This window comes from Endobacter medicaginis (assembly GCF_014192375.1).
Lineage (GTDB): Bacteria > Pseudomonadota > Alphaproteobacteria > Acetobacterales > Acetobacteraceae > Endobacter > Endobacter medicaginis.
The window spans coordinates 1-14,441 of record NZ_JACHXV010000029.1 but is presented as its reverse complement, the minus strand read 5'-3'; the positions used below and the strand labels follow the sequence as shown (position 1 = coordinate 14,441).

The window sequence follows — 14,441 nt, the reverse complement described above, 5'->3', positions numbered from 1 at the left end:
AGGGTCTGACCCGACACCGAGACAACGTAGTTTTCCTCGCGCGCGAGGTAGCACAATAGCTCCCATTCATTGCTGAATTTGCTGAAGCTGCCGGCCGTGACTCGGCTATGTTCGAGCTGGTAATACTGGCCTACCGGCGTGCTCGTGCTGACGACGTTCGCTTGCAGACCCCGGAGCCCGGCCAGGTAGGTAGCAATCTGCGAGCTCGTCGAGTTCGGCCAAGCGTTCGACGTCTTGGTATCCAAGAACCGCGCGCTCAGGTCCCGGCCCGACAACGACACGACGCCGTTCTCGACATCGAGGTGCAGGTCGTCGATATCGCCGGTGACCAGCGACACCCAGCTCACTCCATCCAGCGACGCCCTGATTTCGACAGTCGACGGCGCCGGCAGGGCTGACCAATCAGCCGCGGACATCCCCGCACCGACTGCGACCTCAGCGGTCCAACGCGCGGCTTGCAGATGAGCCGTGCTCTCGACTGTGGCGGCGTAGCACCCGGGCGCCGGCTGACCATTCACGAGCAGCTGTATTCGGGGCGAACGCACCGGGTCGAATGCGAGCTGTGGCATGGTCGTCTCCAGGGCGGCTTTGTAATCGATGTAATCATGCCGATTACACTCCGGATTACAGATATCCATAGATATTATCTACAAACTTCGATTTGTAATTTTGTAATCGGAAAACAGGGGGGGTCTCCGTGTGCGTGAGAAATCTCGTTCCTACTACGCACCGTTCCGCTATCGTTTTTCGCGTGTGTATGGGCGTGCTGCCCGAAAACTGATTACAAAATTACAAATGAAGTCTTCGCAGTCCTGTTAAGTGAACTCTTGTAATTCGATGTGTAATCCGGGCAATTACATCGATTACAAATCGCCAGTGTCGGCCGGAAACTGCACATTATCTGTGCAAATCCGGCTTACAGCAGTCCGACGACCCGTCCCATCCTCGCCGCCACCACACCCGCCGACGCCATCGAGCTCGCCGCCCCGCCCAGAGCCAACAGGTTCGACACAAAGCTCAGCGCATCGGCCCCGGCGACGACCTGCGTGCCGGCACCGGCCACAGCAGCCGAGGCACGGGATTCCGCCGCCAGTTGGGCCGCCGCCGCTGCTGATGCTGCCGCCTGGGATGCCGTCAGGGCCGCGGTGTATGCCGTGGTGCCGACCGTGAATGCGTCGTATGCGGCAAGCTGTAGCTCGGCCAGCGCGACCGAGGCAGCCAGTGTGGCGTCGGTAACGGTCTCATCCAGGTCCGCGGTCAGCGATGTGGCGGCTTGCTGATTGGTCAGCGGTGCGGGGGCCTGGGCATCAGGCAGCAGACAGAGCGTGATGCTGTATGGCACCAAGCCGCCAGCGGCACTGTAGTCCGGCTCGAATGCGCTGATGACCGCGGTGCGCCTGAAATCCGCCCATGACAACGTCACCGGGGCGCCGGCGGTCCGCATGGCATCGAGCTGGCGGGCGCGGCTCACGGCGGCCGGACCGATGAAGGTGGCGCTCCACGATACGTCGCGGTCGTCGGCACCCATGGCGTCAATGACGCGACCTCCGCCGGGGAGACGGTGGACCGCAAGACGCTGGGCGCCGCCGAACGGCATGCGCGACGGGAGCTCCAGTCCCGACAGCGTGATGGTGCCGAGTTGAAGGGGTGATGTCATGGTGGTCTCCTCTGGGCGCAGACGGCCCCGGATGGCATTCTGAGAGTCAACTTCTCAGGCACGATTCGCAGCCATGACTAAACGCCCAGCTCGAACCACAGCCTCGACGCCCCCGTCACCATCACCGATGGACGAATTTCTGTCAGGCTTCGAGTTACTAAGCGCGGTAGACGTCCACGATTCTGGGCTGCTGCCAGACGGGTTTACGGACAAGTTTGACGTCTACAGCTACCGCAATGCCCTGCGAATTCTCAGCACGTCATGCCGAGCAGAGTTCGAGGAAGTCATAGAAGCGCTCGAAGGTTTCAGCATCCGGACCGATGACATTGTTGTCGGCGGCGGCAACAAGTCGAAAATAGCGAAGGGCGTGGAGGGCATCTTTCATCCCCTCGGATGGAGAGAAACCCGTGTGTCGGCAGACTTGTTGATTACCCGCACCGTGCATATCGACCCGAACAAGCGCGGAAAGTCTGCGCCGACCGAAAAGACCCATGCACTCATCAAGAACGCGGTGGACGGTCATAAAATCGACTTCGTCAAAGGCCGAGTCGCGTTTGACATGGAGTGGAATAGCAAGGACCAGACGTTCGACCGCGACCTGTATGCTATGCGCAGCTTCTATGAGACGAACATCATATCGGCAGGCATCCTACTGACGCGCGGAGAGTCCCTTGTTCCCGTTTTCAGTGAGCTCAAGGCCAGAGCTCCCGATAGAATCAAGACCTCGAAATTCGGGGCATCAACGACATGGATGCGAAAGCTGACGCCGCGGCTCGACGCAGGCAGGGCCGGCGGATGCCCAATCCTAGCGCTCGGGATTCGGCCAGCTCTGATAACCGATTATGAGCAGTGGCTCGATGAGCACCCTCGCCAGCAGGAAGCAACCTCAATCCTGTCGGATGAAGGTGATGCTGACGACGAGGATTGATTCTTACTCGGCCGCTATCAAGCCCCTCGGCTGCCGCGTCAGAACCTGACGCTCAGACGCCGAATTATAGCTGTAGGTCTTCCATGTCGGCTCATAGCTGTCCGACTGGTTGCCCCACACAGTCCATCCATCTCGCGGTCCGCGGGCAAACATCTCCAGGTACGGCCCGGGCGAGCATGACTCCACGAGGTCATACTGCTCGTCCGGTTTACGCGAATGCTCACGCTTGCGGGTGCCCATGTAGTTCACCTGACGCCGGCCTGGCGCCAGAGTGCGGGCGTTTTTACCGCGCGTCCCGAACAGCAGAATCTCAGTCACGTTTCGGAAATAAAATCCGACGCCACGCCCGTCAGAACCCCCATCCTTACGCAGCTTGTGCCAGATGATGTTGGACTTGTAGGTGAAGCCCCACGCTTGCATGACTCGCAGCCCGTCCGGAAGCAAAGCGTTCGGAACCCACATATATAGGTGTGCGGTCGCATCTAGATGGTCAGCAACCGGCAGTCCGCAAATCTCGTCGAGCGACATCGTCCCGTAGCGGTTCAAGCGCCGGTGCTCAGGCGCGACCTTACCGGTTCGATTAGTGAACTGCCACGGCGGGTCAGCCAGGATGGTCTTAAAGCGCCGGCCTCGCAGTGACTCCGACAGCGCCTGGTCGGGCGGCACATCAACAAGTGTGTCGACCTTCAAGCGCTTAGGCATTTTTTGTGTTCCGCGTCTGTTCACGTTCGTCAACGGGCGGACCGTAACCGCCGTCGAGTCGTGCCGCAAGGCTAATCCGCGGTTCGATTCGCATCAAAGCGCCGATTTTCGCATCGGTGAGTCAGATAAGACTCAGCCTCCCTGTGCAACCGGTTGCACCGGCGCCGGCCTCAGCAGCTCCCGCACCAACGCCCGCGACGACTGCGCATCTTCGAGAGCATTGTGCGTCCTCGGGTGCCGCAGGCTCACATCCCGCCTGACCTCACCGAGATGCCTCTGATTCAGCAGCGCCAGCATGTCACACACCGCAGGCACCGAATTCAATTCCGGCCGCCGCTCATGAATCGTGTCGACCAATCTCTCGAACCAGAAACTGTCCATGGTCGTGCTGTCGACGAAAATCTCCGACCCATCCAGCCAGTCCAGCAGCTCGCGGGCTACTTGGTCGGCCGGCTGACCATGGATTTCGATGTAATCCCGACCGAGGCCGTGGATGCGTTCCGCCGCCGGGTCCCAGTGATGCCAGCGGGAGTGCGGCCGGATGACCCTGTAAAACGTGTCGTGTGAGTGCAGAAAACAGACGCCGACGGAAATCGGATAACTGTCGAAACTCAGTCCGCTGGCCTCGAAATCGAGGAATGCGACCCGGCGCGACCGCCAGGTGTCGTAGTTGTACTCGCTGCTCATAGGGTGGGTCCGTGCCGGCTGATGGAGCGCGGCGGCGATGAGTCTATGTCGGCGGAGTCAGGGGATGCAAGCGTTGCTATCGACGCAGAAGGGGTTTCGTGCGAACAAAAATCATAGGTGCGATACTACACGGGCGGGTCCTACATGAAAAAGCTGGTCGCGTTAATCGTCATGACCCCTGCCGCAATCGCGCTGGTTGGGTATGGGTCATGGATATATTCCGCGAGCAACAAGCATCCGGCAGCTGGCGACAAGGAGGAAATCCAGAAGGTCATAGACGCTTCTGGTAGTTCTTTTAAGGGATATATATTACTTGACACTCGCGACTGCGCCATGGGTCCAAGTGTCTTGTTGCCGTATGCTGGCTGGTACTGCACTGTACATCCGTTGAAAGACGGGTCGGCAAACACAAGCAAGAGCTATGTTGCTTTTATTGGTGAAGTCGGCGGTCAGTATATTGTACCGATTATAGATAATGCGCCCGGCGTCCAGTCGGCTACCTCGGGACATCCTTAATTCGACATCCCGGGGTAACTTGGCACCGAGCTGATATTCGCTCCCGCCCCACCCGCCGGCGGCCTGCTGACAGCTCTCGTGAGCCCAGAGCCGACGCTGGCACCGACGGCACCTGGATTCACGAGATGCACGTACGCGGGATTCGACGGAGAGCTGCCGGAGCCGGATGACTGACCAGCTGACGGCACGGACCTAGCCGGCATCGGCTCCCCATTGATGTCTAGATGGTCCCGAACCCGCCGGGCGAAAAAGTCAGCAGCGCTTTCGCCGGTCCGCTGCGAGCCCGGGTGCAGCAGGCGCTGATGCTCCAGGTCGGCCTTCAGCAGCCCATCGCTGATATGCGTGCCCAGCAGTGAATCAGCGAGCCCGGCGACCGAGTGCACGAGCCAGCCCAGGGCCGACACGAAAGCATGCAGAGCAGCCGAGGCGTCCGACTTCGCCTGCGTAGCACCGCCGGCAAATTGCAGCAGGTCACCTCCGAGCTCGACGATAACGCTGCCGAACAGCGTGATGTAAGGCGTCAACGTCTTCAGCCATGCCGCCGCCTTGGCGCCGTCGTCAGCAATCGTGTGGAAAAACGACCGGAAAATCTGGTCACTGTTCTTCCCAAGCGTCTCTTTCACGGCATACAGAGCAGCACAGATGGCTACCAATGGCACCAGCACTGGCCCGAGCAGCGATGCGCCGGCTATCAGCGCAGTAATCGCACCCGAGATTATTAGCGTCACCGAGCCGATGGCGGTCCATTTCAGAATCGCCGAAACCGTGTCCTGATGCCCAAGTGCCCAGCGTGTCGCCGTTTCCAGCGCATCTGTGATTCCGCGCATCGTGCTCAGCAGAACCGGCACACCCGGCCCGCCGAGAGCCGTCTGCAGATTCCGCCACTGCGCGAGCATCTGGCCGTGGACGTTTTCGTAGGAGCCGGCGCGGATGTCGTCTGCTGATTGAGCAGACCCTTCGACCCGCTTTGAGTTCGCGGCCGCATTGGCCAGCGCAGCCCAGTTCGCCTGCGCGTCGGCGGCACCGCGCTGGGTCGTCGCACGGCCGAAGGTTTGATAGTCGACCAGGTCGGGCGAGCTGTGCAGGGCGTTGGCCGACTGCTCCAGGACCCATTTCATGAATGCAAAGGGGTCTGACTGAAGCAGCGAGTAGTTTTTCAGCGCGCGGTTCGGGTCAAATGTGCCGTGCGTATGCTGGGCATTCCAGGTCACCGCGTTGCCGTCGATGATTCCCGCTTTGATGAGATTAGCGAGCTTCTCACCGGTCATCTGTCCGCCGCGGAATTGCTGGTTCAGGCTCGACAGGATGGTGCCCGTGCGGTCGGCTGACACACCGCTGTTCGCGAACTCGCCGGCCTCGGCGTAAGCGGCATCGAGGCTCAGGCCGTGGGTGGCAGCGGTACCGGCTTGAGCGAAAATCTGCCTGAACTGCGCCGGTCCAATTTTTCCGCCGGTGAACACCATCATGCGGTGCTGGGCGTCGAGCTCGGCCTTCAGCGACGCTACATCGACTTGGCCATCAGCACCCCAAAGATGCCCCCGCAGTTCAGCCGCTTTCACCGCGTCCCGGGCCATGCCCTCTGGATTGCCGTCGCCGAACTGACGGTTCGCAGTGATGAAATCCATCACAGCAGGCAGAGCCGCCTGCAGGTCGTTGGTCTTTTGGAACTGCGACCGCATCTCGCCGGCGGTATGCAGCACGTCAACAGCTGTGGTGTCGCGATTCCGCAGCGAGACGTCCCAGGCTTGTCGGGTCAGTTTATCGATGTCTCCCTGGCCGACACCTGCGAGCTTCAGATTGAGCTGTGCATTGCTGAGCTTGGCTGCCTCTTCGGTAATTTTCTGTAGCTCACGCAGAGCGCCGCCACCGACGACTGCCGCACCGAGACCCATCGCCGCGACGTGCATCAGGCTCAGGCCGCCATGGGCACGGTCGAGTTGACCGTTGAACGCATCCATCATGTGCATGATGCCGCGCAGGCCGGCGGTCACGCCGTCGGCGAGCGTCATCGAAACGCCGATTTCGAATGCATCAATCACAGGGTCTACTCTCTCGATATGATGATTCGCTTGCCCAACTCGGCGGCCATGCGGCGGATTTCGGGCTCTGATTCAACAGCTGCCTTGGCGAGAAACGGCCGCGGCGGAATGCGCTCAGTTCCGAGCTCCTGATAGACCGATATCTCACTGGTCGAGCCGATGACGACCCGGTGACCGTCGACCGCGTGACGGATTGAATCCCGAAGCTCGCCGTCTCTCAACAGCGGCGACGGCGTCGGGTAACCGTGTCGCTGTTTTTCAGAAATCGTTGATTCTGCGAGCGCCGGCCAGCCGTCCTGCTCGTGCCCGAGATAGGATTTCGCGCGCTGCTGAACGAGCTCGCCGACACGTTCCAGTAGCTGATGTTCAAGCGCTTTCGAGCGTGCCGCGGCGCCAGCAAGGTGAGCTGCGAACTGACCAGGCGACATCTTCATCAGCCGCGCTCCTTGAAATGACCGGCATCCCAATCGAACTGCGCGCCTTCAAATCCAGCAAACACGATGCACCATGCGGACCTGGTCTCGGCGTCCAGCGAGAATGCGACGTCGAACGGCACCCCGTTTTTCACGAGCAATAGGCACTCGATGACGACGGGGTCTGTTGCTATGCGGCGGACCGTATCAAGCGGAGTCGGCGTCGGCGTCCGGCTCATCGTCGTTCTCCGCAGTCGTCATCAGCGCCTGCTTTGCGCGCTGAATCTCACCGAGCACATGAGCCTGTGCGGTCGCATAGCCCTCGTCACCGAGGCGCGAGATGGCGGAATCGATGCCTTTTTCCGAGGTCGGAAACGGCAGCGGCCGGCCGTCGATGGCGACGATGCTGGCGGCGACTTGCACGGACAGCGCATACATCTGATTGCTCGAATGCTCGCCCATCGCGCGCATCAAGCGAATCTGGTCCAGCACAGACAACTTCTTGTAAGTCAGCCGACGACCCGAAGGCGTTTTCAGCTCAACGGTCTCGTTCGCGCTTGCAATAATCGAGCGCGAGGGCGTCATTTCATCGTCCATGATTTCCTCCCTCCGGCTCAGATGGCGTTGCGATAGCGCGCGTAGAACTTCAGCTTCATCTCGACAGTGGTGTCGGACTTCCAGCTGCCGGTATCGAACGACATCGCGCACTCGGTGTACTCGAATGCCGACGTGCTGCCGTTCGACTCTGTGACGTATTGGTAAATCGTGCCGACACCAACATCCCCGCCGGCGAGCCAGAAACTGCCCTCCTGGACGGCAATGAGAGCGTCGATGGCGACCGACGTGCGGTCGAACGAAACCTCCCCAGTCCATCCATCAGGCACGTTACGCTGAATAGGCGGTCCGTTTAGCACCTGGCTCTTGACCTCCTTGTATGACGGCTTCGAGGTGAAAGCTGTCACATTCGGCAGGTCCAGCGTGCTGCCATCTGGGCCGACGATGACGAGCGAAACATCCTTACCGAGCGACCATGTATGCGTCGTCATTGTCGGTTCTCCGAGTTTTATTGGTGGGTTTCTGGGTCTGGAAGCGCGGTCGGATTACGACGCGACGGTGACGGTCGCCCCGCCGTTCAGGTTCACGAGTAGCTTCTCGGTGATGCCCTGGTACCGCACGGTGACCGAAGCGACGACGATGCCGACGCCGGTCTGCGACTGCGGGTTGTTCGAGGTGTCGCAAACCACAGAATACGGCCGCCCGTATGTCGCATCGAGAATTCCGGCAGTCGTCGATGAGCTCAGCAGGCTGTTCAGTGTCGACCGAATGTTCTGCAGCTGCGACGTCGACACCGGCTTGCCGACATAGATGCCCATGCCGCCACTGATGCTGCGAGCGAGGTAGTTCGTGACGCCGGTATATGCGTCCGTGTTCCGGGTGCTGTCCGACGATGTGTTGTGGCCAGTCTGCGCGCTCCAGTAGCTGCCGCCTGGGCTAGGATTCGAAATCACATCGATACCGGCTGATTCCAACACACCGATATCCGCATCTGCATAGCTCGCGAGCGTGCCGGCAGCGGACAGTCCAGCATGCTGAGAGCCGACGATGCCAATGAGCGCCTTGTTCAGAGAGCTCTGCTCAGGCGACAGCGAAACCAGTTCACCCGCAGCCACAGCCGCCGGCGATACGAGCCTGGTCACACCGTTCGTAGCGTCGAGCCAGTACAGCCAGTCGCCCAGGAGCAGCTTGACGGCCCAGGAATCAAGCCCGGCGGCCGATTTCGCCGACACCGCGTTCGCAATCGTGTCGCCAGCCGGGGTTGTCGCGACGGCATAGGCGCCCTCGCTCAGCGCGAACGACGACAGCGTGGTCCATACCGAGGAATCAGTGCAGTCGGCAATGCTGACAACGGCGACGCCGCTGCCTCGCAGAGCATACAGACCGGTGCGCGGGCTGATATCTGTGCCCAGCAGGGCCGCCGTGGACGGAACGCCGCCGTCAGCGCCGCCGGTCAGCTGGTACGTCGCAGAGGTCGGCGTGCCGGTAGCCGGCAGGTTGTCATAGGTCTCGGGAATCCCACCGCTGATTCCGACGACCAGCTTCCAGGTGCCCTTGCGGCTGCCAGGGCCGACGCGGACTGAAATCGAGTTGCCGAGGACGCCGGTGTACAGCGCAGTGAGCGTGCCGGCGACCGGGTTGATGGAAATCAGGCGCGAATTGCCGTTCACCGCACCGGCAGCTACCGGCAGCAGAGTCGAATCTGCCGTGTCATCGGCCTGGCTGAGCGTGAAGCTGGCGGCGGTGTCGGTGCCGTCGCTGACGCGGACGAGGCGGAAATTCGAGGCGCCCTGGAGTGCAGCGACGGCGACATGCGTGCTTAGGTCATGCGAGCGAACGGTCACGGGGCCGAGCGCGGCGACCGCATCGCTTAGACTGCCGGCGATGAGCGGCTTGTTCAGCGGACCCCAGCTCGCAACACCGACGAAGCCCAGGATGCTGGTGTTGGCGCCGCTCAGGACGGCCGCCGACGGGGCGACGACGTCGACGTAGACGCCAGGACGCTGGAGACCAGTGATATTGAATGAGCCAGACTGCAGGATAGGCATTGCGGATTCTCCACGAGAGATGGCTCCGCACGGCTGGCCGGCAGAGTGTTGATAACTGATTGATTCGAATACGTTTATGTGCGCGGTAGCCTACTCTGTCGCCAGAACCTAAACTGCCGACACCGATACCGCCGGCGAGAACAATGCCTCCGCCGCCTGAGCCTGCGCCGACACGCCGAATTCGACGCCGTAATTCATGTCCCGACGCCAGAGCGCCGCCTTTTGCGGCAGGTCGTCGGTACGCTGGCCGCGATACAGCAGCCTTGCGGTCGTCCCGTCTGGCAACTGCAGCCATGGGAGCTGAGCCAGCGCCAAGTCCAGCACTCCGGAGACGGCATCGCGAACGTCGGGCGTCGGCGCCCAGATGATAACCGATAGCTCCTGCCATTCGCGGCGGACTTCAGACGACACGGTGCCGAACGCGCCGACGGCGACTTGCTGCACACCGGGAACCGTGATGACCGCACCGGCGACCGCCGCATCGGGAATCAAAGCAGCCAGTCCGGCGGCAGCAGTGACCGCGTTGTCGGTCGGACCGGCCGCATAGACGTATCGCTCGCCTGCAATCACAGCGCCGACGTTCTGCGCGGTGCCTGAGGCGCCAGCGAGCGTGATGGTGTTGCCGTCAGTTGTGATGGTCAGCGTCGGCGCGACGCTCGATAGCTGCTGCCAGGCAACGGGGTAGCGGGTTGTGTTCCGGCTCATGCCTGGCCTGCTGTAGACCGAGATGTCGCACCCGCCGGCCTGAGTGAATTTCTCAAGCGCATCGCTGACCGGCCAGCCGCGATAGACCCGGCATTTAACCTGGACGGCGCCTCGGAGAGCGTTTTCGACGGCGGCGACCAGTGCGGACTCGACAGCGGCGAGACTCATTTGATAGCCTCCCGACAGGAGAACGGAACAAGAACACGGAGGGCGAGATGGTTCAGCGTCGATGCGGCACGAGGTCGAGAGATTGCTACTATACGGACGACGAAATCGATGCGCTATATGATGCATCGCGCGGTCGGCATGACCCGCCTGAGCCGGTAATATTCGCCGGACACTCAACTGGCATTCGACTCGTTGTGCTGAGATATAAAGTACCTGGCCAAGAGCATCTGCGTCAGTATTATATCAGCCCGCACCCGTATCGTGACTCAGGCCAGCGATGGGGATTGATGCCAGCGGCGTGATTACTATTCGGCTTCCATCATCGTCAGCCGGTACACCGAGCCCTCAGAGCTGACCGAACTGATGATGTACCTCTGGCCGTTGCCGTCGTACGCGATGTCGTTGCTGAGAACCGTCGCACCAGCCGCCGGCAACATCACATTGAACCAAGGCGACCGCGTTTCCGACGGCAATCCAACATCCGATTTCTCGCCCTTCGTGCCCTGGATGACGCTCGCCGGCCACGATTCCAGCACGAGCACCTCGGTACCCGCGACGTCACCGCCGTAGGCAGCCGGAATGATGTTATCGTTCGGGTCAGCGTCGACGACACCCGCATCCGGCGCCGCGGCCCGTTTCACGGTCAGCACATCGTTGCACAGCACGGCCTGAACGTGCAGCAAGGGCGACTGGTCAGCGATGAACAGCGTCTGCTGCCCAACCAGATAATCGCCGGCCCTGGTTTGCGACGTGTCGACCAAAATCTGACGCATAGGTTTGCCAAGAGTCACTGGCTGCCGGAATCGATATGAGTCGGCGCTGATTGTGACCGGGAACTGCATTAGCGGCGTGCCGGCGACGGGATTCGACGGCCCCGTCGGACGATACAGCGAGAACGGAGTGCCGGTCGCCGCAGCCGATTTCGCGTAGCCAAGAGACACCAGTTCGGCGATGCGGGTTCCGTCCACAGCTTGATTCCCGGGTGCTATGCGGCGTCGAACAGCTCGTTGATATCGGCGTTGGCTGCGAACGTCTCGACGCGAACGCGGACCTGGTCGGCGTCGCCACAGGATTTGCTGACGCTCAGCGAGACGACCAGACGGTCATCAGTCCAGACGACACTGTTCATCGCGTCCAAAATGCTCTTCGCGAGATTGTCTGCGTCGCCGTCACCTGGCGCCGTCGGCAAGGTCCCGTCCCTGCCGGCGAACTGCAGCGACAGCACCACGCGCACGGGCTCGTCGAAGAGCGGCAGCTGTGAACGGGCCATCGCGGCCTGGGCAGCGAGCTGAATCAGGCTCTCGTAATCGAGCGTTCGCTGCGGCGTGTATGTGCGACCTCTGCCCAAGCGCGGTCGCGCTTTCGGAATCGGCCGCGTCGCGATGGCGAATTCGAGGACACGATTCGAAGGAAATGGGACTGGATGCCGTGACGGCGGGTATCTACGCTGCGCCATCACAGGAATCCATGCTGACTACTATATACAGGTGTGCTGCCCGGTACAACTCACATGACGATGCGCGAGCCGCCATCACCGAGACCGGCACCGGGCGGAATGCCGAGAAATCCACAGAGTTGACGGCGCTGATATGCGAACAGCCGCTGGCGGTCAGCGACCTCGTTCGGATTGCGGACCCAAACAGCAGCGCTGGCTGTGTCGAGATTCGCGGCGGCTGTGATGATGGCGGTTTCGAGCTGCTGCAGTGTCGACAGATATGTGCGGATGACGGTGAGCTCGGCATCGGACGCATTCGTGAGCCGATATTCGAGCGTGCCGTATGCCGTGAAATACCGATATCCAGCGTTCGCGCCGGCACCGTTGCCATAGAGCTCGTAGCCGCAGAATCGTCTGCAGTCGACGCGCTCTGAGTCGCTCAGCGGACCGGTGATTGAGGTCGTTCCGCTCATGATTGTCAGTCCAAGTGTTCGAGATGTGCACCGCGGCTCATCAGAACCGCAAGCTCATCAGGGGCATCGACGACATATCCGGCATGCCAGCTGTGCCGGCGGCCGGAATCATCGATGTATGCATAGGGTCGAATCAGCCGCGCGGCATCGGGCGCACGCGGCGATTCAGGTGTCGGCTCAGCCGGCAGTTCGTCCGCCGGCGTGGCCTTTCGGGGGCGTGCCATGATGGTTTAAGCCGACATTGCTGCCGGCTTCCCTCGGTTACAGGCTCTCGATGACCACGGCGCGCTTGAGAGCCGAGTTCGTCGCCGTCGAGATGATGGACGGGTTCGCGGTCACGTCAGTCGGCAGTGCGAACCCACCAATCCAGTACCACGACTGGGAGATAATCTGACCCAGTCGGTCGAGCGGCGGCCGCGTAATCATGCAGATTCCATCGTGCATCTCTTTGAGACCCGCATTGACGTCGGGGATATCCGAGTAGCCGGTATCGACATAGTCGCCTTCGATAAGGGCACCCTTGCCGACAACGATGGCTCGCTGAATCTCGACACCATTTAGCACCTGCTGCGGAGCCTCGGTCGTGGGAATGAACCGCACCCCCATCAGTTCGAACACCTCGCCCTGGCGGAACTCGCGCGACTGATACGCGCCGCGGAACATATTCTGGAACTGCCCGTCGTCGAACAGACCTTGGAGCTGCTCGTCAGACAGATGGCAGTTATACAGACCGTCGATGGTCGGCACTGCATTGCGGCGCAGCTTGGTCACCGCACCCTGGACCGCCTTGAACGACAGAGTGTCGCCCGCAGTCAGACCAGCAGTCGTCCTGCGGCCGTTCGGACGAATCACAGCCGGAGCCGAGAATGCGATAACCGGAGCGCCGGCGACACCGTCCGTTGTGGCGACATTGGCGGAAAACTGCAGCGTTCCAGACATGCCGCTAGGTGCGGTGGAAACATTCTGCGAGCCGTCCGAGACAACGCCGATGCAGTTGTATGCAGTGCCGTTCACGTAGACGACAAGTGGATTCAGGGGCGATACCGCCGCGACGATACCGACCGGAGTCACTGAGTTGACGAAGCCGCGGATGTCATCGACGTGCAGCGATGCCGAGGCAGAGCTCAGTGCCGACGATACCGAGGTATTGCCGCCGAGATAGCCGCCCACGTCGAGTACGCCAGGCGTATCGCTGCCGAAATAAAGTGTATCACGAGCGTTGAGGTCTAGTGTCGCCAACGCCTGCTTTCCACCGGCCTCGGCATTCGCCAGAAACTGGCTCGCGATGCCGACGCCCTCAGACACCATGTTCAGGTCGATAGTGTCTCTGTAGAGCCCGAGCCCCAGCGAGTACTGTTCGACGGCCCAGCTCGATGGCGTCATCCCGTTGTCGAGCCCGGCGTTCTGGCTCGGGTCGGCAGCTACCTTTACAGGCGCCTTGAGGCCGCGACGGGTCTCGGTGATAGCCTGTCCGATACGGCCCGGAAAAGTCATGCGGTCGGCGATGGTACGGAAGCCGAGTTTCGACTGCAGCCCTGTCTGGAACCTGCGTGCGAGGAAGCCTTGCTGGATAATCGGCTGCAGGCTGGCCGGGAAGTTTGCGATGGACATAGTTCGTTATCCCTTTCGAGGATGGGTTTGTTGACGGTGATGGACGCGCGAATTCATCACCGCGGGGCTCATCCCCGAGGCGCTGGGTCGGCGCAGGTAATCGTGTTGTTGCCGGCGGACCGGCGAACGGTCAGCGCTGCTTCAGCAGTGCGGCCTCGGCAGCCGCGTATTCCTCGGCCGACATTTCCGACACGTGTTTGACCGTCGATGGCGCTGGCTTCGGAGCCGCCGCCGGGTTCGAAGTCGTGCCTTTGTCCGCCCCGGTCGCCGTGAACAGGTGCGGCAAGCTCGCCTTCACACCGGACCAGAAATCGGTCGGCACCTGGACGGCACCGTCGGCATCGACCGACACCGCGCTCTTGTCGATGAGCGTCAGGAAATCGGGATGCGCCAGACCGGCGGCAATGCTGCCAGCCTTGAGCTCGGCATCAATTAGCCGCTGATGGAATCCATCCTGCAGCTCTGAAACCCGCTTCTGCAGCGCTTCAGCATGCGATTTCGCGG

18 protein-coding genes and 1 pseudogene are annotated in these 14,441 nt (G+C 61.3%); 2 read left to right on the top strand and 17 right to left on the bottom strand.

Annotated elements, in window-relative coordinates:
* Together FHR90_RS16110 and FHR90_RS16105 are read right to left on the bottom strand one after the other, a co-directional pair.
* Positions 1-569: pseudogene (locus tag FHR90_RS16110) on the bottom strand (hypothetical protein); the annotation flags it as partial.
* Between the two features lie 347 nt (positions 570-916).
* Positions 917-1,657 (bottom strand): hypothetical protein, encoded by a 741-nt coding sequence (locus FHR90_RS16105; RefSeq protein WP_176622074.1) that lies wholly within the window; start codon positions 1,655-1,657, stop codon positions 917-919.
* A gap of 127 nt (positions 1,658-1,784) precedes the next feature.
* Between FHR90_RS16105 and FHR90_RS16100 the strand changes: the two genes are divergently transcribed.
* Positions 1,785-2,585, top strand: a complete 801-nt coding sequence (locus FHR90_RS16100) for a BglII/BstYI family type II restriction endonuclease (RefSeq protein WP_176622073.1) — start codon at positions 1,785-1,787, stop codon at positions 2,583-2,585.
* Between the two features lie 3 nt (positions 2,586-2,588).
* Here the strand turns inward: FHR90_RS16100 and FHR90_RS16095 are convergent, their stop codons facing one another.
* A complete protein-coding gene (locus tag FHR90_RS16095; protein ID WP_246330338.1) occupies positions 2,589-3,275 on the bottom strand; it encodes an MT-A70 family methyltransferase in 687 nt (228 codons plus the stop codon).
* A gap of 144 nt (positions 3,276-3,419) precedes the next feature.
* Positions 3,420-3,974, bottom strand: a complete 555-nt coding sequence (locus FHR90_RS16090) for a 3'-5' exonuclease (RefSeq protein WP_176622071.1) — start codon at positions 3,972-3,974, stop codon at positions 3,420-3,422.
* A 144-nt stretch (positions 3,975-4,118) separates the two neighbouring features.
* Here FHR90_RS16090 and FHR90_RS16085 point away from each other — a divergent pair, with 144 nt between their 5' ends.
* Complete coding sequence (locus FHR90_RS16085; protein ID WP_176622070.1) at positions 4,119-4,490, top strand: hypothetical protein; 372 nt, start codon at positions 4,119-4,121, stop codon at positions 4,488-4,490.
* Here the strand turns inward: FHR90_RS16085 and FHR90_RS16080 are convergent.
* The 13 genes from FHR90_RS16080 to FHR90_RS16020 form a co-directional block, all read right to left on the bottom strand.
* A complete protein-coding gene (locus tag FHR90_RS16080; RefSeq protein ID WP_176622069.1) occupies positions 4,487-6,529 on the bottom strand; it encodes a hypothetical protein in 2,043 nt (680 codons plus the stop codon). The two genes, FHR90_RS16085 and FHR90_RS16080, sit on opposite strands and share 4 nt — an antisense overlap.
* Before the next feature lie 5 nt (positions 6,530-6,534).
* The gene (locus FHR90_RS16075) at positions 6,535-6,963 is read right to left on the bottom strand and encodes a phage virion morphogenesis protein (RefSeq protein ID WP_176622068.1); all 429 of its coding nucleotides are present in this window, start codon (positions 6,961-6,963) and stop codon (positions 6,535-6,537) included.
* Positions 6,963-7,181, bottom strand: coding sequence for a hypothetical protein (locus FHR90_RS16070; RefSeq protein ID WP_176622058.1), 219 nt, complete (start codon positions 7,179-7,181; stop codon positions 6,963-6,965). Before FHR90_RS16070 ends, FHR90_RS16075 begins: the two co-directional genes overlap by 1 nt.
* Positions 7,150-7,539, bottom strand: coding sequence for a hypothetical protein (locus FHR90_RS16065; protein WP_176622067.1), 390 nt, complete (start codon positions 7,537-7,539; stop codon positions 7,150-7,152). The genes FHR90_RS16070 and FHR90_RS16065 overlap by 32 nt, the downstream gene beginning before the upstream one ends.
* 17 nt (positions 7,540-7,556) lie before the next feature.
* Entirely contained in the window at positions 7,557-7,988 is a 432-nt protein-coding gene (locus tag FHR90_RS16060; protein WP_176622066.1) for a hypothetical protein, read from the bottom strand.
* Between the two features lie 54 nt (positions 7,989-8,042).
* Entirely contained in the window at positions 8,043-9,545 is a 1,503-nt protein-coding gene (locus FHR90_RS16055; protein ID WP_176622065.1) for a phage tail protein, read from the bottom strand.
* 108 nt (positions 9,546-9,653) lie between these two features.
* On the bottom strand, positions 9,654-10,418 hold the full coding sequence (locus FHR90_RS16050; RefSeq protein WP_176622064.1) for a hypothetical protein: 765 nt from the start codon (positions 10,416-10,418) through the stop codon (positions 9,654-9,656).
* A 305-nt stretch (positions 10,419-10,723) separates the two neighbouring features.
* Positions 10,724-11,386 carry a hypothetical protein gene (locus FHR90_RS16045; protein WP_176622063.1) on the bottom strand — a complete coding sequence of 221 codons (663 nt, stop codon included), beginning with the start codon at positions 11,384-11,386 and terminating at the stop codon, positions 10,724-10,726.
* A 17-nt stretch (positions 11,387-11,403) separates the two neighbouring features.
* The gene (locus tag FHR90_RS16040; RefSeq protein WP_176622062.1) at positions 11,404-11,874 is read right to left on the bottom strand and encodes a RusA family crossover junction endodeoxyribonuclease; all 471 of its coding nucleotides are present in this window, start codon (positions 11,872-11,874) and stop codon (positions 11,404-11,406) included.
* A 50-nt stretch (positions 11,875-11,924) separates the two neighbouring features.
* A complete protein-coding gene (locus tag FHR90_RS16035; protein WP_176622061.1) occupies positions 11,925-12,326 on the bottom strand; it encodes a hypothetical protein in 402 nt (133 codons plus the stop codon).
* 5 nt (positions 12,327-12,331) lie between these two features.
* Positions 12,332-12,550, bottom strand: coding sequence for a hypothetical protein (locus FHR90_RS16030; protein ID WP_246330337.1), 219 nt, complete (start codon positions 12,548-12,550; stop codon positions 12,332-12,334).
* Between the two features lie 37 nt (positions 12,551-12,587).
* Positions 12,588-13,937 (bottom strand): DUF4043 domain-containing protein, encoded by a 1,350-nt coding sequence (locus FHR90_RS16025; RefSeq protein WP_176622060.1) that lies wholly within the window; start codon positions 13,935-13,937, stop codon positions 12,588-12,590.
* Positions 13,938-14,067: 130 nt separating this feature from the next.
* The coding region (locus tag FHR90_RS16020; RefSeq protein ID WP_183275536.1) for a hypothetical protein at positions 14,068-14,441 on the bottom strand (374 nt) is incomplete at its 5' end.